This window comes from Ilyomonas limi (assembly GCF_005233845.1).
In the GTDB taxonomy this organism is placed as follows: Bacteria; Bacteroidota; Bacteroidia; order Chitinophagales; family Chitinophagaceae; genus Ilyomonas; species Ilyomonas limi.
Genome location: NZ_SZQL01000003.1, coordinates 327,407 through 348,953 on the forward strand (window position 1 = coordinate 327,407; position 21,547 = coordinate 348,953).

16 protein-coding genes and 1 pseudogene are annotated in these 21,547 nt (G+C 41.1%); 11 read left to right on the top strand and 6 right to left on the bottom strand.

Annotation, left to right across the window (positions count from 1 at the left end):
- Positions 1 to 11: 11 nt before the first annotated feature.
- The gene (locus FC093_RS06305; RefSeq protein WP_137260900.1) at positions 12 to 1,712 is read right to left on the bottom strand and encodes a RagB/SusD family nutrient uptake outer membrane protein; all 1,701 of its coding nucleotides are present in this window, start codon (positions 1,710 to 1,712) and stop codon (positions 12 to 14) included.
- Positions 1,713 to 1,732: 20 nt separating this feature from the next.
- Positions 1,733 to 4,855: a SusC/RagA family TonB-linked outer membrane protein gene (locus FC093_RS06310; RefSeq protein ID WP_137260901.1), complete on the bottom strand. Its 3,123-nt coding sequence runs from the start codon at positions 4,853 to 4,855 to the stop codon at positions 1,733 to 1,735.
- Between the two features lie 468 nt (positions 4,856 to 5,323).
- Here FC093_RS06310 and FC093_RS06315 point away from each other — a divergent pair, with 468 nt between their 5' ends.
- Together FC093_RS06315 and FC093_RS06320 are read left to right on the top strand one after the other, a co-directional pair.
- Complete coding sequence (locus tag FC093_RS06315; protein WP_137260902.1) at positions 5,324 to 6,340, top strand: GntR family transcriptional regulator; 1,017 nt, start codon at positions 5,324 to 5,326, stop codon at positions 6,338 to 6,340.
- A 7-nt stretch (positions 6,341 to 6,347) separates the two neighbouring features.
- Positions 6,348 to 7,952 carry a solute:sodium symporter family transporter gene (locus tag FC093_RS06320; RefSeq protein WP_137260903.1) on the top strand — a complete coding sequence of 535 codons (1,605 nt, stop codon included), beginning with the start codon at positions 6,348 to 6,350 and terminating at the stop codon, positions 7,950 to 7,952.
- Between the two features lie 81 nt (positions 7,953 to 8,033).
- On the opposite strand, the gene FC093_RS06325 is transcribed toward FC093_RS06320, so the two are convergent.
- Positions 8,034 to 9,017 (bottom strand): ROK family protein, encoded by a 984-nt coding sequence (locus tag FC093_RS06325; RefSeq protein ID WP_137260904.1) that lies wholly within the window; start codon positions 9,015 to 9,017, stop codon positions 8,034 to 8,036.
- 305 nt (positions 9,018 to 9,322) lie between these two features.
- Positions 9,323 to 10,792 (bottom strand): family 43 glycosylhydrolase, encoded by a 1,470-nt coding sequence (locus FC093_RS06330; RefSeq protein WP_137260905.1) that lies wholly within the window; start codon positions 10,790 to 10,792, stop codon positions 9,323 to 9,325.
- Positions 10,793 to 11,236: 444 nt separating this feature from the next.
- Between FC093_RS06330 and FC093_RS06335 the strand changes: the two are divergent.
- From FC093_RS06335 to FC093_RS06370, 8 genes and pseudogenes are all read left to right on the top strand, one after another.
- A pseudogene (locus tag FC093_RS06335) lies at positions 11,237 to 11,482 on the top strand (IS110 family transposase); the annotation flags it as partial.
- 541 nt (positions 11,483 to 12,023) lie between these two features.
- Positions 12,024 to 16,457 carry a hypothetical protein gene (locus tag FC093_RS06340; RefSeq protein WP_137260907.1) on the top strand — a complete coding sequence of 1,478 codons (4,434 nt, stop codon included), beginning with the start codon at positions 12,024 to 12,026 and terminating at the stop codon, positions 16,455 to 16,457.
- Positions 16,458 to 16,495: 38 nt separating this feature from the next.
- Entirely contained in the window at positions 16,496 to 16,951 is a 456-nt protein-coding gene (locus FC093_RS06345; RefSeq protein WP_137260908.1) for a hypothetical protein, read from the top strand.
- Positions 16,952 to 17,163: 212 nt separating this feature from the next.
- Positions 17,164 to 17,409, top strand: a complete 246-nt coding sequence (locus FC093_RS06350; RefSeq protein WP_137260909.1) for a hypothetical protein — start codon at positions 17,164 to 17,166, stop codon at positions 17,407 to 17,409.
- Between the two features lie 177 nt (positions 17,410 to 17,586).
- Positions 17,587 to 17,766 (top strand): hypothetical protein, encoded by a 180-nt coding sequence (locus tag FC093_RS06355; protein WP_137260910.1) that lies wholly within the window; start codon positions 17,587 to 17,589, stop codon positions 17,764 to 17,766.
- Entirely contained in the window at positions 17,742 to 18,038 is a 297-nt protein-coding gene (locus FC093_RS06360) for a hypothetical protein (RefSeq protein WP_137260911.1), read from the top strand. The genes FC093_RS06355 and FC093_RS06360 overlap by 25 nt, the downstream gene beginning before the upstream one ends.
- Before the next feature lie 140 nt (positions 18,039 to 18,178).
- A complete protein-coding gene (locus FC093_RS06365) occupies positions 18,179 to 18,643 on the top strand; it encodes a DUF945 domain-containing protein (protein WP_262711015.1) in 465 nt (154 codons plus the stop codon).
- Positions 18,644 to 18,714: 71 nt separating this feature from the next.
- Positions 18,715 to 19,032, top strand: a complete 318-nt coding sequence (locus FC093_RS06370; RefSeq protein WP_137260913.1) for a MutS N-terminal domain-containing protein — start codon at positions 18,715 to 18,717, stop codon at positions 19,030 to 19,032.
- A gap of 217 nt (positions 19,033 to 19,249) precedes the next feature.
- Here the strand turns inward: FC093_RS06370 and FC093_RS06375 are convergent, their stop codons facing one another.
- Both FC093_RS06375 and FC093_RS06380 read right to left on the bottom strand, forming a co-directional pair.
- The gene (locus tag FC093_RS06375) at positions 19,250 to 19,546 is read right to left on the bottom strand and encodes a hypothetical protein (protein ID WP_137260914.1); all 297 of its coding nucleotides are present in this window, start codon (positions 19,544 to 19,546) and stop codon (positions 19,250 to 19,252) included.
- The gene (locus FC093_RS06380) at positions 19,537 to 20,595 is read right to left on the bottom strand and encodes an IS110 family RNA-guided transposase (protein ID WP_137260915.1); all 1,059 of its coding nucleotides are present in this window, start codon (positions 20,593 to 20,595) and stop codon (positions 19,537 to 19,539) included. The genes FC093_RS06375 and FC093_RS06380 overlap by 10 nt, the downstream gene beginning before the upstream one ends.
- A 446-nt stretch (positions 20,596 to 21,041) precedes the next feature.
- Here FC093_RS06380 and FC093_RS06385 point away from each other — a divergent pair, with 446 nt between their 5' ends.
- Positions 21,042 to 21,524 carry a JAB domain-containing protein gene (locus tag FC093_RS06385; RefSeq protein WP_240743213.1) on the top strand — a complete coding sequence of 161 codons (483 nt, stop codon included), beginning with the start codon at positions 21,042 to 21,044 and terminating at the stop codon, positions 21,522 to 21,524.
- The last annotated feature ends 23 nt before the right edge of the window (positions 21,525 to 21,547 follow it).

Genomic DNA, 21,547 nt, shown 5'->3' on the forward strand with positions numbered 1-21,547 from the left:
TTATTTATTGTTTAATTATAATATGGGTTTTGCTCAATATTCGGGTTCTTTTGTATTTCGGTACGCGGGATGGGATAATAATAAAAGCCGGGCACCCAGGTTCTTTCCTGAACAGTCATTATCTCGTAAGTAAAAGTACCATCTGCCTGCTTGTTGATGATAACCCCTTTTGCATCTTCTGAGCCTACTTCTGCAATGCCCCATCTTCTGATATCAAAGTAGCGCTGCCCTTCAAAGCACAATTCTATCCGGCGCTCATGTTTTATCCTATCCATCAGTTCAGTGCCACTTGCCGTAACCGCAGGTAGCCCTGCCTTTTCAGTTCTTATCTTATTCAGGTAAATAAGTGCTTCTCCATTTTCGCCCAGTGCGGCGCATGCCTCCGCATAGTTAAGGTATATTTCAGAAAGGCGGAATACCACCCATTGTGCGGCATCATAATCCTGCACATTCCAGTCGTGTGCTTCATTCACCATCTTTCTTACGCAGTACCTTGTTTTAGAAGCATTCCATGGTGAGTAAGGACTTTGAGGTGAGTCATCACCACCTTCATAAAACTGTGTAAGCCTGCCTTTAAACTGTTCATTATTTGCCAGTACATCTGCATAAAACCTTGGCTCTCTGTTTGAATAAGGGTCATTAGCCTGTGCAGGATCGTTCCAGCTAAATGCAGTGCCATCTTTCATTTCAAAATCATCTACCATTTGCTGTATCACATTATATGCGCTATAACCATTGTAGCCGTTGGGGCTCAGGTCGCGGCTCACAGTGTTGTACCTGTCTGCCTGTACCAGCCCGCTATATACCCTTGCAAAAATCACTTCAGGATTAAAGAAATTAAGAAACAAATTGTTGTATGTTCCGTTGCCGGCGTTGCCATACAAAGCGTACATGTTTCCATTTAAATCAATTACTGCTTTGGCGGCATCTTTAGCATCCTTCCACAACTGCATATTATTTTCTGTGTTGTAGTAAGGACTTGCGGCATACAGTAGCAGCCTTGATTTTAAAGCCAGTGCTGCACCTACAGTTGCCCGTCCTTTTTCATTGTCATCGTAGGTTAAAGGCAGCATTTGAACAGCCTGTTCTATATCTGCAAGAATAAAGTCTTTTGTCTCACTCCAGCTTGCTCTTTTTTCGTCAAATGTTTTATCATTTACATCATATACTTTGGTAATGAGCGGCACACCGCCAAAGCGCTTCAGCAATTCAAAATAAGATAGCGCACGTAAGAAATACACTTCCCCTTTCATTCTTTTAATCAGGTCTTCATTACCGGTAGCATTTACGTTGTCAATGTTTGCAAAAAAGATATTGGCGTAGCGTATAGCTGTGTACATTCTGTCCCAGTCGTTGAGCGAGCCACTTGTTTGATTATCAGGTGTTGCTTCGCCACGTACATACAGGTTTTCATTGGTCCAGTTAAAGTTGCCATACAACTCATCTGTTTGTGCGCTCCAACCCATACAATCCTGAAAGGCAAGTACAGCCTGGTTGTAAATACTGTTTACAAATACCTGTGTCAATTTTGGGTCGCTCCACACATCTTTTCCGGAGTATGCATTCTGCGGCTCCAGATCAAGCGTTTTGTTACATGCTGTAAATACCAATATACAGGTAATTATCGATAGCCTGATAAACTTGTAAGCTTGTTTAAACAATATGCATTGTGGTTTATTTCCTTTACAGAAATAATGTATTGAGAAGTTCATAGTTTACTTTTTGTGATTGGTTAAAATGTAATGTTTGCGCCAATATTTATAACCCTTTGTATAGGATAATACTGCCCCGCATCGCTCGGGTTTTCAGGGTCGAATGAAGGTCCAAACTTGTCGATGGAAAACAGGTTGTTGCCACTCACATATATTCTAATGCCCTGCATTTTCAAGTTGCTCATTAATGTCTTTGACAGGTTGTATCCAATCTCCACATTTTTTAATCTTACAAAGGCAGCATTACGCAGCCAGAAGTCGGATGGATAGGTATTTACACCAAACGTTCTGCCGGTAGGTCCATTAAAGTTGCGGGGATATTGGTTGTCACCTTCTTTTTGCCACCGGCCATCAAAAAACTCAGTTACCATGTTCAAGCCTGCAGGTGCCAGGTAAGATCTTGCTCTTGCCTGCCCTTGGAGGAAAATACTGAAATCGAAGTTGCTGTAAGAGCAGTCAAAGCCAACACCATACATAATTTCAGGTGTTCTCACCAGCGGCATTCTCACCCTATCAAGGTCATTTATTTCTCCATCGTTATTTATGTCTTTATATTTTATATCTCCGGGTGCTGTGCCTGCAGGATGCGGTGTTTTATCTATCTCAGCTTCATTCTGGTAAATGCCATCAGACTCGTACAGGAACCATGCATCTATAGGTATATCTGTTTTTTGCTGGTAATGCGGAATGTCTGCAGCTTCATCCATAAATATTACTTTATTTCTTGCAAACGTCATGTTGGCACGTACAGTATAGTTAAATCCTTTGCCACCTTTATTATTGTAAAAGGCATCCAGTTCAAAGCCGTGGTTTAATACTTTTCCTAAGTTTTCGTTTGGTAAAGTCAGGCCGGTGTACATGGGTACCGACTCGCTTCTTGTAATTAAAATCTTAGAGCGCATGCTTCTGAAAAGGTCAACAGTAAAACCCAGCCTGCCTTTGAAAAATTGGGATTCGATTGCTACATCTGTTGTGTTGGCAAGCTCCCAGGTAATGTTTGGGTTAGGCGTAGGTCCAAGTACCAGCGATGATACCTGCGAAGCGCCGGTGCCCAATGAATAGCCATAGCCTGTGCCCAGCAAGTAGGTTTGCAGGTAGTTGAATGCCGACACTGCGTCATTGCCTGTTTTGGCCCATGATGCTCTTAGCTTCAGCTCACTAACGGTATTAGAGTGAAAGAAGCGCTCCTGCGAAATACGCCAGCCTGCAGATATGCCGGGAAAGAAACCATAGCGTTTTCCCTCCGGAAAATTTTGTGAGCCATCATAGCGCATGTTGTAATCAACCAGGTACTTGTTTTTAAAATTGTAAGATATACGGCTGATGAAGTTAACACGCGCCGACTGTGCCGCAGCCGAGTTGTTTTGCTGACCGATAAGACTGCCCGCAAACAATTGGTCAAGACTATTGCTTAAGAAGTTGGATCGGGATGCATTGATGATATCTGTATTACCCTCAAAGCGTTCAAAGGCTGCAAAAGCATCTATATTATGGTCGCCAAACCGGCGGCTGTAGCCCAGTCTGATGTTTATGAGGTTTTCATTAATGTTCCCCCGCTGTTCAAACAGTGATGGTGCAATAGAAGAAGCTACCTGTGTATAGTCACTGGTGGAAGTATTATATCTATAAGCAGGCGGCGGTGTCTTGGTGAAAGACTTTACTTTATTTAAAGTAAGGTCGTAGGCATAATAGCCATCCACATACAAGCCTTGTGTAATGGACGATAAATTCCAGTTGAAATAAGCTTTTGTTTGCAGGTAATTATTGGTAAAGCGCTGGTATCCTGCTTCGCCCGAAGTAATGTAATACATGCTATTATCTGGTCCGCCACCAATACCAACGCCTACCAAACCATTTGGATATACAGGCACTAAATAAGGATAGGCAAGCCACAATTCCCTGAAGATACCGCCGGCATCATAGCCCCGCTTTGCAGCATTCCTGAATTCATTTCTGAACAATACATCCACACCTATTTTAAAACTGTTTGTTACCGCAATGTCCACGTTTGCCCTTGCCTGCGCCTGCTTGTAGTAAGAGGCATCATTTTTATAGTTACCATCCTGCTTTTCGTATTGGCCAGATAAGTAATATTTTACTTTATCGGTACCACCGCGCAACGACAGCACATGATTTTGTTGCAATGTTTGTTTCTTCATTATAGCATTCCACCAGTCAGAACTTGGATAGCCCAGCGGATCACTGCCATCCTTGTATTTATCAATAGCTTCTTGGGTGAATTCCGGCTGCTGACCTACCAGCGCATCATACTCGTTGGTAGCAATCGCATACTGGTAAGAGTTAAGCATTTTGGGCGTGCGCGTGGGTTGTGTAAGTGCCCAATTGGTACCTAAGGATAATGATGGCTTACCCGAAACACCTCTTTTTGTAGTGATGAGAATAACGCCATTTGCAGCGCGGGCACCATAGATAGCTGCTGTCGCATCTTTAATAACAGAGAATGACTCAATATCGGCAGGGTTCAATCTTGCAAAGCCGCCAGCCCTGTCCGGTACACCATCTATTACTACCAGTGCGCCACTGCTGCCCAGTGTACTTTTACCACGAATAAAAATATCTGCATTGTCGTTGCCCGGCTCGCCGCTTCGGGTGTTAACAATCAAACCTGGCACCTGGCCGGCAATACTGTTGGTTAAGTTAGTTACTGGTGCTTTCTGCAATTCTTCACCACTGATGGAGGAGACAGCTCCGGTAAGATTTGCGCGCTTCTTGGTGCCATAACCAATGACTACCACTTCTTCAAGCGATTTATCAGCAGCCTTAAGTACAACCTCTATATTGCTTTGGCCGTTTACAACAACTTCCTGATCTGTATAGCCCACAAAGCTGAAAACCAGTGTCGCACCCGGCGCTGCCCTGATGCTGAAATATCCGCCTGCATCCGTTTTAGTGGCAATTGCTTCGTTTTTTACCCTGACAGAAACATCGGCAATAGGCAATGTATCAATGCCGGTTACTTTGCCGGTAACGGTTTGCTGTGCAAATGCTGTAATACAGGAAAATAACAGAAAAATCAATGAAATAAAAACCCGTGGCATGTGCGCACAGGCACTCAATTCAAAACGCAAAAGCGCTATAATACCGGCATTTTTTGCCTTACCGGTGGCAACCTTAACATTCATAGTGGTTATATTTTGGTTTTACATAGTGGTTTTATATGACAAACAATGTTAGACTCAGGTTTTTTAAAGCAGACCGCATTATAGCCTCCTAAACAATTTGGCTGCAACAAAGCGATTACTTAGTTAGAACAGCATAGGTACTGTTTAATTAGAAGTTCTATTCTATTCTGTTCTATACAGATGTAAAGAAAAGATTTTTATATTTTAAAACAAAATTTTTTATATTTTTTAGTTCTTTAATTTTAAATACGACAATTTTGCTGCGATACTCTTTTAGAACAAATACTTTATTTAAATAAATAAAAAAGTATATTAGAATAGTATAGAACAGCTTAAATTTATATCGTTCGATTATTTCATCGCAACTAAACACTTGTCAAACGCCGGTTGACTAAAAACATGTGTTCCATTGTTTAATAATTTTTACAGTTTATGAATAGTAATTTGCGAAGCAGCAACCAGCATGTTATGATAACTGTTTTTGATAAGATACAGGAGTTGGAAGAAATGCCGTCCTACTCTAAGCACGACCAATTTGTACAAGGGATTATTAATGCTATTGATGAGCGAATTATCACAAAAGGCGAAGCGCTACCTTCTGTAAATACTATGATAAAAGAGCTGGGCTTTGCCAGAGAAACGGTGATGAAAGGCTATCGGGAACTTATAAATCGCGGCATAGTAGAATCTAAAAACAGGCTGGGCTTTTATGTGGCACATGAAGATACAGAGCAAACATTGAAAGTGGCATTACTCATGTATTTGATTGATTCTTTTCAGGAACAGTTTTACAGAAATTTCAGGAATGAGCTGGGTCCAAATGTACACATAGATGTCTTTTTCCATCATGGCAACATTACGGTATTTGAAACAATACTGAACATGATAAAAGGCAAATACGGCATGTACGTAGTATCGCCAATACCACACCCTAAAACAAAGGTTTTGCTCAACATGATACCAAGAAATAAGTTCATCATGTTTGACCGCTACGAGCCGCTGCAAGGTGAATTTAACTATGTAACACAGGAGTTTGAAAAATCATCTTACAAAGCTTTTGCAGAACTGGCAAGTAAGATAAAACACTTCGATGAGATGATTTTCTTTCATACGCCCGGTTCACTCGACCCGGTAGAAATAATTAAGGCTTTTAAAAAATTCTCCAGAGATTACAAGGTAAACACCCGTATATTACCGGAATATGTGCCGGGTACGGCAGAAAGAGGCAAGGTGTATTTTTCACTTGATAATGCAGAGATATGGAAAATACTGAAAGACTGCAAAGCACTAAAACTAAAACCCGGCAAAGACGTAGGCATTTTATCACATAACGATGAGGTGGTGAAAGAACTGATAGGTGGCGGTATTACAACCTACTCAACCGATTTTTCGCTAATGGGAAAAAAGGTGGGCCAGGCTGTGTTGAAACGCGAAAAAATACAAGAGATTATACCAACTGTTTTAATAAGAAGAGACTCTCTTTGATACCTATATGAACGCAGTGGCCTTTATTAGCTTTTTGGTTGTCATCACTATTGTTGCAGCTACATCGTGGCTTAAGGTTCGTAAAAGGAAAATAGTTTCAACAGGTGATTTGCTGTTTGCAGGCAAGTCGCTTAATTATACGGCTGTTGGTACTGCACTTTTTTTTACAAACATCAGCGCTGCAGAGTTTATTGGTGGCAGTGAAGCTGTTTACTTAAACAATATGACGGTAATGGCCTGGGGCGTAAGCTCGGTGTTCGCCATGCTTTTGGTTGCAGAGTTCATTATACCCGTTTACCTGCGGGGCGCTATTTCTACAACCCCCGATTTTCTGGAAAGCAGGTACGATAAGCAAACCAAAACATGGGTGTCGTGCATCTTTCTTATAAGCTATCTTTTAAACCTGCTGCCAATTATATTATATAGTGGCGCAATTGCCATCAACGGCTTATTTCATCTTTCCGATATTTTAAATGTTGGTTATACAGGCACCATCTGGCTGCTGGTATGGTGTATAGGCCTGGCGGGTAGCTTATATGCTGTTCTCGGTGGCTTAAAAGCCATTGTAATATCGGATATGATGCTGGGTATCTGCCTGCTCACCAGTGCATTTTTGTTAGCCTATTTTGGTTTGCAACACATAGGAAACGGAGATTGGAAAAATGGTGTAAATACAATATTGTCTTCCAAAACAGCGCATTTAAATGCAATTGGCAATGCTACAGATACGGTACCTTTTTCAACCATTTTTACTGGTATGCTTTTAATAAATCTATTTTATTGGGGCACAGAGCAGGTAATTGTACAGCAGGCATTAGCAGCGCGCAACCTGCAGGCAAGTCAAAAAGGCATGGTGCTGGCATGTGTTGGCAAGCTCCTTGGACCTTTCATCTTTCTATTGCCAGGCATTATTGCAGTGCACCTTTACAAAACTGTTCATATACAAAACACTACAGAAGTATTTCCACGGTTAATAAGCGATGTAAGCCCGCCTGTCATCAGTGGTTTTATTGCAGCAGTTGTGTTCGGAGCGGCTATTACAGCATTCTCACAGGCACTTAACAGCTCTACAACCTTGTTCATTTTAAATTTTTACAAGCCATACAAACAAAGAAAAAATCAGTCTTTTACAGATGCATCACTGCTGAAAGCCACTAAACGATTTGAAGTTTTTGCTTCGCTGCTTGCCATGTTTGTTGCCCCTCTTATCATATTTTCCAGCGGTGGTTTTTATACATATATGCAAAAGGCAAATGCAGTTTTCAGCATACCCATTTTTACTATCATGTTTATTGGTTTTGTTTCCAGGAAGATACCGCCTATTGCCGCCAAAGTTGGTCTTATATTTTGTGTATGCGGGTATTTATTATCGCAGATTGTATTTGACACCGGTATTCATTTTTTACATGTATTAGCCATGCTCTTTCTGCTTACAGTTATACTCATGATGGTAATTGGGAAATTATATCCGAATAAAGCGATTTATGCTCCATCTCAAAGAAACACAGATAATTTAAAACCATGGAAAAACCGGCATGTGTTTTATGTTTTTTTATTAAGTGCAATGATTTTACTTTTTATACTATTTTCCAAAGCAGGCATTGCGGGTTAAAAGCAGTTGCAACAATCCCCCTTTCTAATTATCGGCAATGATTAAAACTTCATTATTTTCTTGCAACACCAGATTAAGCATTTATATAGTTTCTAAAGCTTTGGCGGATGCAATTACAGCTAATGAAAGTGCCGCATAATCACCTATGTTCTCTTTAAGACCTGCCGGTACTATTTTACAATGTTTGTAAGATTGACAGATAGCTTCTTGCTGAATTACCGCATTCATGCAAGGAACTAATAAATCCTGGGCACGACCAAAAATACTACCGATAATAATAATCTGAGGATTCAGTATATCAATTAATAATGAAAGTCCCCTGCCTAAATACCATCCGCAAATCTTATAAATTTCTATTGCTAAGGCATCTCCCGCATAAGCAGCTTCTGCTACTATTTTTGCGGTCAATGCAGGCAAATCATCCAGGCTATTGCAAAACGACACTTTCTCTCCCATCTGAAGCTTTTCTCTCACTTTTACCTGTGCAATTTGGGCGAGTCCGCCACCACTGCACCATCCTTCAAAAGATCCGGCTTTACCAAAGCCTACCGGTCCTGTTTCCGACAAGCGTAAATGTCCTACCTCTCCAGCCAGATCATTGGTACCGGAATATAGCTTATTATCTAAGATCAGTCCAGCGCCCATACCTGTACCAAAGGTCAGGAAGATAAGATTTTCATAACCTCTACCCGCACCATATTTCCATTCAGCCACAGCACATGCATTGGCATCATTCTGTAAAAAAGTTTTAATGCCAAACCTTTTCTCTGTAAGCGATACAATGGGAATATCTACCCAGCCTGGCAGGTTGGGCGGGGCTACAATAATACCTCGTTTGCTGTTTAAAGGTCCGCCGCAACTGATACCTATTCCTTTAATTTGTGTAAGTGTGATACCTTGTTCTGTTAATAGCATCTCCGCTTCCGAAAAAAGGGCTTCAATCATTTCATAAGGAGGCTTATCTGTAGGAAGAACCTTTTTAGAAAGTATCGTAATGCAATCTTCTGTTTGATTTCCGAGTACGATTGCACATTTGGTTCCGCCGATATCAAAACCTAACAACATACAGATTGTTTTTGTTAATAAGAAACATACCTTATTTTATGCCTTTAAATAATTTACTCTTTGCTAAAATAAGTTAGCAGGATAAGTAAACCTACCTATTTAGTTTAACATTTGTACAGTGCAGTTGCTGCACACAAATTACTCTGCAAACCGCTGATAAAAATTGCTTCGCACGAGACAATACGTAATAGTGCCTTTTGTTGCTGCAGTTTGGTTGTAACAATATACTAAAGACTAATTTTTATAATGGGCTCCATTTGTTCTTTTCTAAACCACAATACATTTATTGTAGATGCTTCTTTACTTTATTCTATTTCTGAGATTTTTATGGATGAGAAATCAACAGTTCCATGTTTTGCATATAGCCATATATTATTCCCCTGATGTTCAATCACCCGGTTTACAATACATCTCCTATTATTAATACATACATCAATAATGTTGTCTTTCATTACTATGTCCACCTGTATTGGCTTATCCAGTTGAGACACGCCGGTTATCGAAGTATTTCCAAGACTTACTTTTGAATCGTTGGCAGAAAAAAGAAGGTGGTATCCGTTTGCTCCTTTATCATCTCCCCTCAGGATTAAACCATAATTTTCAAAAGCAGTTGAAGGACTTATCTGAAGCGTAATCCTGCAGTTAAGCGGAATGTTTTCATAGTGCACAGCACCTACTCCATTTGGTGAAGTGATAGTAAAACTTTCTTCACTTTTCTTTGTGGTAAAAGAATCAGCCAACAGCATTGCAGGTACTATTCTTATAGCTTTTGGAATCATTTCCGGTGGGAACTTTGTTTCTAATGTGCCATCCTTAGCCTGTATAACTTCGCGAAAAACGGTGTTACCGCCAAAGATTTCATCATTATTATCTTTATTCTCAAAACGTGATGGTATCCATGCTGCTGCAATCCTCCGGTTTGTACCAAACTGAGCAGTCTTTACAACATTTGCCCAATCTTCATTTAAGGTCTGATAAGGTGGTTGTTGCCAGGGGCCATAAGGACTCTTGGATTTTACATAAAACGTATTGCCATTATCGCCGTAAACCAGGTAATACCAGCCATTCCAGAGAAAATAATCGGGGCATTCCGGCACAGAATTTTGTCCTGTTAGCACCGGCTGTTGAACTTCCCAGTTCTTTAAATCTTTAGAAGTCAGATGCACCAAAGCGCCGTTATAATTCTGCAAAAAGGAACTGTCTAACTTACTGGCTACAAACAGGTGAAATGTTCCTGCAGTATCAACAAACACTTTAGGGTCTCTGAAGTCTCTTTTGCTATAGCCAGGTGCGGATGTATAAAAAGGGTTAGGCTTTTGTTTTTCGAAATGAATACCATCATTGCTGATGGCATAACTTAATTGTTCATTTACTTTTCCATCGTTTATTAAACGTGTGGCATAAAAAGCATAAAACTTATTGTTGGCATATACTACAGAACCAGTACAAATAGATTTTTCCCAGTCTTCATCAATACCCAATACAATAGGATAGTTGGTCCATGTTTTTAAGTCTTTCGAAGTACTTAAAGCCCATTGATGTCCGCCCAAGCCGTTTAAAGCATGATGATGTGCAGAATCAAGCAGCCAATACAGGTAATAAATGCCGTCGTGATAAAAAGGAATACAATCACCCACAAAAAGGTTATTACCAACGGGTTGGAAGTATTGCATAGCGTTGGCAGGCTGTATGGAAGGATTGTAACGTACACTCAACTGCGCGTTCGAAAACAAGAAGGAAAGCAGGAGAACAGCAAGGCAAAAGTTTGGTTTCATGTGGTATTAGTTTTATTCAAAATAGCATTTGCAATGCTGCTTTATTTGCTCAATCGTTTGAGCAAAACTGTAAAAAATATTAATCTTCACCGCATGATTTCCCTATCACCAGGCTCGATGCCAGGCTAATTTGTTTATTTATTTTAGAATCTCGTGTCTTTTAAAAGCTTATATCTTCCCTTTTGTTTAGTCCACTATAAAAATACATTCTTTCATTCATCAAAACACCACGCTCTCATGAACAATGAAAACGTTGCAGCAGCATTGATGTATCTTAGAATACACCCGATGTTACCTACCAGAATAACCCGGACGAAATCTATTACATCAGAGTAGCTAATAATAACAAAGGCTTTCAGACTATTATAGGAGCATACCGGTACGGGCTATCATTTTGTAATGGAAGCAACTGGTGTGTACTACGTATGATTAGCTTTTTTCCTACATGCTAAAGAAGCTGCTGTAAGCGTAGTAAATGCATTTAGTATCAAACACTATGTCCAGATGCATCTGGAACATAATAAAACAGACAAGAAAGATGCACAATGGATTTGCCGCTACGCCATAGAGCAAAAGCCTGAGCTGTGGGAAATGCCTGACCAGCTTTACTTTCAGAGCAAACAACTGTACAATACCATGCGGCAATATACAGAACAAATCAAGGCTTCAATAATCAGCTACATAGCCTGAGGATACTACCAGTGCAAAACAAAGATGCCATCCTTTCATTGGAAAAGATGAGTGCACAGTTTGCAAAAGAGATATGCATAAGTATTTGCGTGTGTGGATAAAAAATTGAATAAAGCCATATTAAACACTTCAATATGTTATGATAGCACGTTTTCGCTATTCTTAAGTATCTTCATTTATCTAAAAGATACCAAATGCATGTGAGATTCTCTACATTCCACTCACCTAAAATCTCAGGTGCAAAAGATTATCTCAACAACTTATCATTTGCTTTTATAAGCAATTACAATTGTGAAGGGTTTCGAAGTGCGCTATCTTATTAACACAGTAATACCTTTTTCTATAACAACCGATTGAGTTTTAACAGGGACGATCAACTTTTTAATGGAAGTTTTAAAATTTGGAGTATTTTTAAGTGGGTTTTTGTCAGCTTTATAAACCTGAGACCTATTTAAAGCACCGCTTAGCCGGATAACTCCAATAAGCAGAGGTTGGGAGTGCAGTTTGACGTCATTCTATAATCAATTTTAAATGATTGGCAATGGCTTTTACACAAACCACCAGCGAAATCTTTTTCGAGGCATTCATTGATGCGTATGTTAAGGATGCTAACTTTGTACAGCGCCCCTGGATTGAAAATCAAATTGAGACTCTGCTAAATGACAACGCATGTAAATTTGTACTGCTCACAGCCGAGCCCGGCGCAGGTAAGACAGCTATTTCCTGTGCTTTATCTTCAGGACACAACAATTGGCTTCGATATTTCATACGTCGCGATAGCATTTCGGCTTTAACGCCTGGCGATGCTCAATCTTTTTTCTTTACTATTGGTCATCAACTGGCCAGCAGGCATCCTGATATATTCGATCCGGGACAGTTGCAAATTGTAGTCACGCAAAGAGTAAATACGCTGGCTGCTGGTGGCAGCGTAACCGGCATTACAATCGAAGATTTAAAAGTATCTCCTTTTTATCAAACGGCACTGCGCGTACAGCAGGAAGTAAACTTATTACACGGAACGCTTTCGGGTATTGAAATCAAAAACATGACGGCAGAACCACGCCTGCAAACCATTGATGTATTACAATATCTTTCACTAATTGATCCTGCCGCTGCACTTTCTAAGCTGCATCCCGATCAGCAAATTGTCATCATTATCGACGGAATCGATGAAATAGGAGAGCGATACAATACACAGAATATTATGGACTGGCTGGAGCTTGGTGTAGAGTTGCCGCCAAACGTACGCTTTATCCTTACATCGCGTCCCATTCCCCGGCTCGACATACTTCGGGCACGCCATAAAGATGCACTTCGTGAAATAAGTATTGATTCAAAGTCTTTCCAGGTAACCGCTGATGTTCTTACTTACGCAAGGAAGATATTTAGAAATGATGCCGTAGCAAAATATCTCGCCAAAGCAAATATTGATGAACTAGAGAAAGTCTTGGTAGCCAAGTCAGACGGCAACTTCGCTTATATCACCGCCTTTGGCAAATCTTTGCAGCAAGCTGCTGCTTCGGGGAATGATGCTATGGCGGAAGAGGTACTAAAAATGGAATCGTTGCCGGAAGGATTGTACAATTTGTACTGGTATTTTCTTCAGTTAATTAAAAAGTCAATCAATGCGCTTGGTGCACTCGAAGTGCTGAAGCCTGTAAATGAGAATGACCAGTTTGTAGCACCCTGGGAAGGTGTGGGGCAACGATTGCTGAGCGTGCTTACTGTGATTCAAAAACCCGTTACACTCGATCAGTTGATGGCGTTCAGCCGCATACGTACGAGTCGTTCTGAGGCTTTGAATGTATTCCGGAAATTTGCTCCTTTTCTCGATGAGATACAGGCGCATTACCAGCTTTTTCATCTATCTGTAGCCCAGTGGCTCACATCGGAGGAAACGAAAAAAACAAACCCTAACGACTGGATTGACAGCATAGAATGTCACCACAGGATACTGAGCTATTATAAAAGTGGCGCACAAACATGGAACGAAGTAGATTGGGATAAGGTTGACGATTACGGGCTACAATACACAACTGCACATATCATCAGAACGGAGACAGACAGCAGTGACCAGTTGATTGCCCTGGTGAAATCAAACTTGTCTGCGGCTATGTACAGAAGGTTTAAGTCGAATGTGCCATTTATGAACATTATAGATTTATCGCTGAAGGAATGTCGCAAAAAAACAAACCCTGGTGAATATATGTATGCGGCAATATTCTTATCCCTTAGCCGGACTCTTTTACTGCGACAGGGAAGCAGGTCAACACCCGCTATGCTGGCGCTGATGGCAAAGCTGGGTCGTATTGATGAGGCACTTGCTTATTTAGAATTAATGCCACCTTCCGAGCAAAGATTTGTAAGCCTCACCGCCATTATGGATTACGCAGATAAAGAAGCATTGGAAAAATCGGTCGGTTACGTGTTGACCAATAAACTGGTGGAATACGCTTTGAATATCGTGGAAAATGATTCTATATTTAGTGGCTATGCTGCTAAGAAAAGCATGACCGAAGCTGCAAAAAGACTAATGCGTTCTGACAAGGAACGTGCATTCCGGCTTGCAAAACTGGTGCAGGAATCGAGCGGGGAAGATATATCGGATGAATTGTACGAAGCAGCAGCACTTTCTTCTCTGCAGCCAGCGGAGATAAAAGAAAGCCTCGATCGTATGGGAGAGCGCAAAATCAAAGCCTGCCTCACCGTTATTAGCAACCTGATTGCAAACAAGCAAACGGGCGCAGCCAAAGATTTGATGCAGGAAGCGTTCAGGCTTATAGCCAAAGAAAAGAAAGACAAGCGGTTGGAATATTATATTGATATACTGGAACAGGCTATTGCCGCTGCCGATGAAAAACTAATAAAGAAAGCGCTACCTAAACTGGCGCAACTTATAGGCGCAGAAATGAAAAAAGAAAAACCAGCATACGGATTTTATTACTCTTTAGTACGTGCTGCGCGGCAAACCAGGTATTGCAATGCTGAACTAACCGGGCTGATTTTCGATTACTTTGAGCAGGCGCCATTCGATGGGGCGTACAATACGGAATTAGCCAATGCTGCAGAGCTGGCAGCCGATTTGGGGATGGGTGAGCGGTGCAGAAAACTGGTGGATAAATGCCTGGTATATGAGCGCGGATTAGGCTGGTATGGACCTGCAGGCAGGATTGCCAGATTAGGAGTAATCCTTTCCAAAGTTGACGCTGAGGCAGGAAAGGCATTGATTAAAGAAGGAGAAGATTTAATAAAGCCACAGATCGGCAAGGTTGATTCTTTTGAGAGCTATAAAGTAGATAGCGCCATCAGAGACTTGTGCGAAGCTCTGGCAAGCACAGATATGAACGAAGCACTAAAATGGGTTGAGTTTATCCAAAGTGAATACTGGATACGTGGAAGTGATGCGCTTTCAATGGATAACAGGCTATCAGCGCGATGCGTATATGGATTACGACTACTTGATACAGACCGGGCCCGAGCAGAAACGTTATTAAATAAATGTATTGCCGAGAGTAAGCCAACTATGCAGTTTGGCCGCTTTGACCCCACAGTTATCACAGGAGGGTTTTTCCGGCCTGTCTCTGATGAAATAGTGTCCGATCCAATAGCTGCCAGGTCAAGAGGAGCAAACTTTATTGCCTTTTTAACCAACGTTTTTAATTATTGGAAAAGCAAACGTCAATGGTGCCCTTTTAAATCTCCGGACGAGGTGGCAAGGAGCATACAAATGGCCGGTAGTCCGGGAGCACGAACATCGCTTGCCGCTTTTGTATCGGCAGCCATTGCGACTATTTCGTTGCAGAACAAACAGGCAGCTATAGAGATGTGCAACTACCTGCTGGACCCGGCAGAACAGGCAATTGCATTAGCGCACATCGCTTTTTCCGTGGCAGATAATACATCAGAATATGATAGCATGGTTAAAAAGTTAGAAGAAGCTGCTGAAAAGATTCCGGATTATGAGCCGGAACTGCCACTTGAAAATTTGCCGAACGCAGATGTTGTAAAATATCTCAATCCCAAGGTGCAGACTTTCTTTGACATATCGCTCCGGCTGCCGGAAGTGGCAACCAGATACTCTTTGGAGTTTATATTAAAGACTGGTTCGGCATACCTGTTTGATTCTTACCGTGCGCAAAAGATTTTCGACAATTTGAAGTATGATGCAGGAGATATGGAAAGCAAGGAATTCATTGCTATGTGTAAACAAATTCTTCAAAGCTTCAGCATACATTTTGATGATATTCAAACATCATTTCTGAAATATACAGTAGCCATAAACGCATGGCAGCATGATGTTGTATTTGCAGAAACCTGCCTAAACGATATCACAGACCCGTTTATCCATGCAATAACCCAACTGCAGTTTGCTTGTTTGAGGAAGGCGGCGCCAGACGAGTTTAAGCAACTGGTAGATACATTGGTTGCTGGATGGAAAACCTTGCCTGAACAGCAGCATGTTGTTGCAGTAATCATGTATAGCGCCTCTGTTTACAGTGATCTTGATGAGCATACGGCAAAGGAATTGCTGCACAAAGCAGAAGAGCTTGCCCAAAACATCAAAAACCCATTGTCTGCAGCTCTCGCTTTTTACGAAATTGCATCATACGTCGCTGAGTCATACATGCTTGCTTCGGCTCAGCAAGCCTTTACGCATGCAAAAGAAATATCCAACCCTTATGTGCGGGCGCATGTGATGCAAAATATGCTGCACCTGGCTATCAGGTCGGGCAATATAAACTTTATTGCAGATGTTTTAGATGCTTCCGTTACAGGCCACTGGTCAGAATTTATGGCAGCTTTGCAATACGCCGCTGATGTTATCCTGGATGCATTTGGTTCCGAATCGGTGTTTCGCATCTACGGCTCTATTTTTTCAGCTATTAAAATAATCGCAGGTGCAGACACCGTTTCCGCCCCGGATTTTCATATAGACGGAGTTAAAATGCCCCTGGATAAATTAAACCTGAATTAGTAGCTTTCCATTTATTTATTCATTTAAATATTTCATTTATGAACTTTACTCTAATTGCAGCTAACCTGGTTACGCTGCTGGTGCCTTTTGCCAAAAAAGCAATGGAAGAATTTTCCGGTGAGGCTGGCAAAGCCGTTTTCAACAAAATATCGTCTGTTTTTTCGAAGGTAAAATCATTTTTCAGCCATGATGCTGTTGCATCGGATACACTGGCAAGGTTTGAAAATGAACCTGACAAGTACAAGCCGTTTTTAGAAGATGTATTAAAAGAACAACTGGCAAAGAACCCTGATTTCGGCAAAGAAATTAGCCATTTGCTGAAGGAGATTGAGAATGACGGACCACAGTTAAAAATAGTTCAGAAAATGCAAAAGGGAGATAATGTTATGGGTGTAGAAGCAGAGGAGATAGGAAAAGCGGGAATAAGCGTTGATCAGGATATTGCAGAAGGTAAAAATGTAACAGGCGTGAAGGCAGGCAAAATTGGTAAATAAGCAGCCCGGCACCTTTTCTCTTAGCCTATCAAGGAAACATATTCTGTCAGCCTTGCTGCCCATCTTTATGAACTACTTATCTGGTCGTATGTGGGAAATTGGCTGCAAGTAGCTCTACCCAAAGTTACTTGAGATACCTTGCTAATGAGTGAGGCACCCGCCAACAGGAAAAAGCCAACTTTGAAGCCGGTTTCAATTTTGCTACTCCCGATTTGGTTAGAATAAATGCATACCAATACACGCTACTGAATGGCAGCAGGCGGGTGAGCCGTTTTGTAACAAAATCGGCTATAACTGATCCTGTACATGCAGATGATTATGTTTTTGACTATACTTACAACAGTGATGGATTCCTGACAACAAAAAGCCTTTATATCAATGGTTCTGCAAATGCAAACTTTAGCACGCTGTACAGCTATACCAAACTACAAATTAACAATAAATCGAATACGTATTAAATATGTTGCTAATGAAACCTCTAAGGCAGGTCAGTATTGCATTTCAGAACGGTTATACCCAATTTGGAAGCATATAAAAAATTAAAAAAATTTGAAGGATTTGCCGGTGAGTTTTTCTTCCCAATCCCAGCATTAAAAAGCAGGTTTCATCCGGTATTTAAAAGACAAACAAACATAATGACGGAGGTAACAGCGGAGGAAATGGGATTGCTGATTGGGAAGTACGACCCGAGTGCAGAAGCCACTACAGTTGACCTGCCCTACAACGTGAAGAAATTTCTGCAGAACAATTACCCAGGCTTGTCGTTCTTGGTGAAACGTGCATCACCTTTGTGTTCAACATATTCGTTACAATAACAGACCTGAATCATGTTTATATAAACCCATCAAACGAATTTGAGAGAATTGGGCGGTACGATATGGAGATGATGTACGAAGCGAAGGCGAAAACAATATACTGCCCGATCTGGCACCACCACAGCAGGGGCTTGGGTTATCTCACGACCCTGGTCACTGAAGACACTCCTGAGATACAGATGGCGGACAACACAGCGGCAGAGGCAGTTTACACGAATTACAGGCAGCCAATCATCAGTGATATTGCCTCGATCGTTGACCCTTCAGTTTGATTTTACCAACGGAATAAATAAAAGCCGGTTTTAAACAGTCCGGCTTCTTTCATTATATATAAACACTTCCATTCAGCCCATACCTCTCCATTATCTACCCCAAACCTATCAGCCTTAGTATTTCGCTTAGGAACCACTATTTGACTCATATTGAGACATTCACTGCGGGCAAATTCAACTCATGCCAGTACCGAAAACCCCGAGAATTAAAAACCATTTTCAACAATTGGTCTAAAGTGCGCATTACAGATAAAGAAGTGTATAAATTAATTCAGCTTGCATTGATACCCAATAAAGAGGTATTGCAAAACATTCAAAGGGGCAGGGAGGGCGAGCTATCTACCTATTTTCTCAACACCTGCAACCGTGCTTATGAATATGCTTTAGGCAACGAAACACAACAGTTAGAAACCACGAGAGGCACCTTGTTTGGTGCTTACAATGGCGTTACCGGATACTTTCAAAATGTTCGCAGTTATAAAGACAGGGAAGCCAAGCTAAAATCACTTTTATTAGGCGGCACTGGTCAGGCAAGAACACAGGCAGCATTTAACTTATGTACCGCTTATGCCAGTAAAGGCGCAGATGCTTTTCTGTTGAATTAGGATGAGTAGCAGGCAGGGGTAAGTCTCTGCTTGTTTCACACTTCATTTTAGATGGACTTAAATTAAAAGTTATGACAGTAAATATCATCAGCAAAGAAGAGGAATCAAACCAGCTTAGCAACAGTTTTCTTGCCTGGCAACATATAAAGGCAAAATATAGCAATGCCATTATTTTGGTAAGACATGACAACGAATACTACACCTTTGGAAGTGATGCTGAAGTGTTAAGTGTTATGTTGGGTATTGAACCAGAGCGAGGCGATGAAAGTAGAATAACCTGGCACGTGCCGCACTACGCTACTGATTGGCTGTTGCCTAAGCTTGTAAAAGCAGGTTACCGGGTTGCATTATGCGAGCCATTATACTTTAAACTAAAAGGGGTAAGTTAGTTGAAGTGAGAGCGGCGGCTCTGTACAGAGCCGCTTTCTTTTCCTAAAAGAAAGCCTGGCAAAGAAAAGGAAGCCGGCAGGTAACCGTTGGCGTAGTCTTTCTGTATTTTTTAATTAGACAATAAAAAAGGTTAATAGTTCCTTCATTTATTCTGCTACAAAGTTAGCCCGCGGCGACGGCTGAAGCGGCAAGGGAATTTCTATATAACATGTTTTATCAGGCGACATCCTTCTTAAGTTCATTGAGCTTTCTTTCCAGATAAGTAATCTTCGCCTGCTTGTATTTTTGTTGATAGGCAGTCAGTTCAAGCGGGTTGAATTCTATTTTATTCAATACCATCTTGTAGTAAATGGTTGCTAGCTTATTAGCTGTTGCAACCATGGCGTATTTGTTGCCGCCTTTTGCCTTCATCCTCCTGTAATAATCCCCTAACCAATTGTCACTCCGCTGCACCGCATTAGCCGCATTCCTGAATGCCTGGCTTGCTACATTCGGCTTCTTTTTCAGGAGCATACTGCTAATAAGCTTACCACCCGATATCTTATTGTTTGGACACAGGTTAAGCAGGAAACAAAATGCTTTGCAGACGCCCACTTAGTCATGTCTGTACCCGTCTCAGATAATATTTCCAGTGCTAAAATATCACTGATGCCAAAGATGGCTGTTACATCGACTCCAAGTATGGCTTTGAAGTAGCTTGCTGTATTAAACCTAGGCTTGTTCTTAGTCGGTCTTTTAGATGACTTAGTTTTTGTATCAAGAGGTACATCTGCAAAGACTTCCTTATAGTACTGCTGCAGTTGCTTTTCTATAGCTATGTCGCAGGCTGCAATCCGTTCTTTGTAGTGTTTGTAATTGCAGTAACCATCCTCAAATAAATAGAGTTGCTCTGCTCGCCAGTTACCTTGTAAGGAGTTCACAATTGTTTGCCTGTCTGCCCTTATCGTTTTTTCCACATGTACCAGCAAATTTTCAGCGTTGCGTTCACCACTAAGGATAGCTTCTACTATTGCAATGCCCGTCTTACCTGTAATGTCACGTATGACCGTGTGCAGCTTGATATTCATCATCTCCATCGCTTTCTGCATGCGAAGAACAAATCGGTTGCAATCCTGCGTAAGTGTTTTACGGTAACGCACCAGTGTGCGCAGGGACTCCTGCTGATCATCGGGCAGATAACTGCTTTTCAACAGCCCGCAGCTATGCAATTTCTGAATCCACATGGCATCATCTTCATCATTTTTCCTGCCACTTACATTATGTGTTTGCTTTGAGTTCACCAGGTAAACATCAAAGCCTTCTCTGACGAGCATGCTGAACAAAGGCTTCCAGTAAATACCAGTACTTTCCATAGCTACGGTTTCAATTTTACAGTGCTTAAGCCAGATAACAATGGCATTCAGATCACAGGTCATTGCACCGAAAGATTTAACCCGTACTGTATCCCTTCCTTCAGGAACTGCAACAGCATGAATGGTATCACCTACATCGATACCTGCAGCGTTTGGATGCACAAGCGGCATACTTACTACGCTTTTCTTTTTGGGTGATTGCTTTTTCATATGTTTATGAATTTAAACAAAAGCTTTTGCCTGCCGCCCTGCAAAAGTTTATTTTTCTATACGGGTTCAAACACCCAATTGGAAACTCAAAGGGGCAACAGAACCATATTCCGGCGTGAATTGAGCATTCAATATTCCCTTAGGTTTTAGCTGCAAAAGCTTCATGCTTAAAGTTACTGACTGCATCTATGCAATAGAGCATTATATAACAATAATGTACAGACAAGTGGAAGTGCTTTCTAAAACTATAAACATTGCTGTAAAGAATGCTGGTAACTGTATCTGTTATTATCATGAAAACATCAGCTTGCTGATATAGCTATTCCGGCATAAAACCATTGCTTCCTTGACAGGATGAGTTGTGCGTTGCAGGGAACATTTATTCCGTTCCTCCTTTGCCTGTATTGCGCCGGGGCTGGTGGTGCACCATAATAAAATTTAAAACTATGAAAAAGATTATGGAAAGCCTTTGCACAGCACAAGAGGGTATACAGGTAAGTGAAGTAGAACTGGTGTATAAAACCAAAATAAAAGCTTCTGAAAGATTACAGGTAAGCACTTCAAAAGAGGTATATGAGCTATTGAAAAGATACTGGGATGAAAACAAAATTGAGTTTGTGGAGCAGTTCAAAATTTTATTGCTGAACAGGTCTAACCGAGTGTTGGGCATTTATGAAATATCTACAGGCGGACTTGCAGGAACAGTAGCCGATCCAAAAGTAGTTTTTATAGCTGCTTTAAGAGTAGCAGCAAGCCACATCATTTTAGCGCATAACCATCCTTCCGGTAATTTAAACCCGAGCATCCAGGATAAACAGCTTACTCAAAAAATTAAAGATGGCGGAAAGTTGCTGGATATAGAAGTAATAGACCATCTGATTATCTCCAAGGACGGTTATTACTCCTTTGCTGATGAAGGATTATTATGAGCAAATAGCAAGCAGCCAGCTTT

Coding starts and splice junctions, on each gene's coding strand:
- FC093_RS06305 (WP_137260900.1), bottom strand. CDS start 1,712: ATGAACTTCTCAATACATTATTTCTGTAAAGGAAATAAACCACAATGC.
- FC093_RS06310 (WP_137260901.1), bottom strand. CDS start 4,855: ATGAATGTTAAGGTTGCCACCGGTAAGGCAAAAAATGCCGGTATTATA.
- FC093_RS06315 (WP_137260902.1), top strand. CDS start 5,324: ATGATAACTGTTTTTGATAAGATACAGGAGTTGGAAGAAATGCCGTCC.
- FC093_RS06320 (WP_137260903.1), top strand. CDS start 6,348: ATGAACGCAGTGGCCTTTATTAGCTTTTTGGTTGTCATCACTATTGTT.
- FC093_RS06325 (WP_137260904.1), bottom strand. CDS start 9,017: ATGTTGTTAGGTTTTGATATCGGCGGAACCAAATGTGCAATCGTACTC.
- FC093_RS06330 (WP_137260905.1), bottom strand. CDS start 10,792: ATGAAACCAAACTTTTGCCTTGCTGTTCTCCTGCTTTCCTTCTTGTTT.
- FC093_RS06340 (WP_137260907.1), top strand. CDS start 12,024: ATGGCTTTTACACAAACCACCAGCGAAATCTTTTTCGAGGCATTCATT.
- FC093_RS06345 (WP_137260908.1), top strand. CDS start 16,496: ATGAACTTTACTCTAATTGCAGCTAACCTGGTTACGCTGCTGGTGCCT.
- FC093_RS06355 (WP_137260910.1), top strand. CDS start 17,587: ATGACGGAGGTAACAGCGGAGGAAATGGGATTGCTGATTGGGAAGTAC.
- FC093_RS06370 (WP_137260913.1), top strand. CDS start 18,715: ATGACAGTAAATATCATCAGCAAAGAAGAGGAATCAAACCAGCTTAGC.
- FC093_RS06375 (WP_137260914.1), bottom strand. CDS start 19,546: ATGCTCCTGAAAAAGAAGCCGAATGTAGCAAGCCAGGCATTCAGGAAT.
- FC093_RS06380 (WP_137260915.1), bottom strand. CDS start 20,595: ATGAAAAAGCAATCACCCAAAAAGAAAAGCGTAGTAAGTATGCCGCTT.
- FC093_RS06385 (WP_240743213.1), top strand. CDS start 21,042: ATGAAAAAGATTATGGAAAGCCTTTGCACAGCACAAGAGGGTATACAG.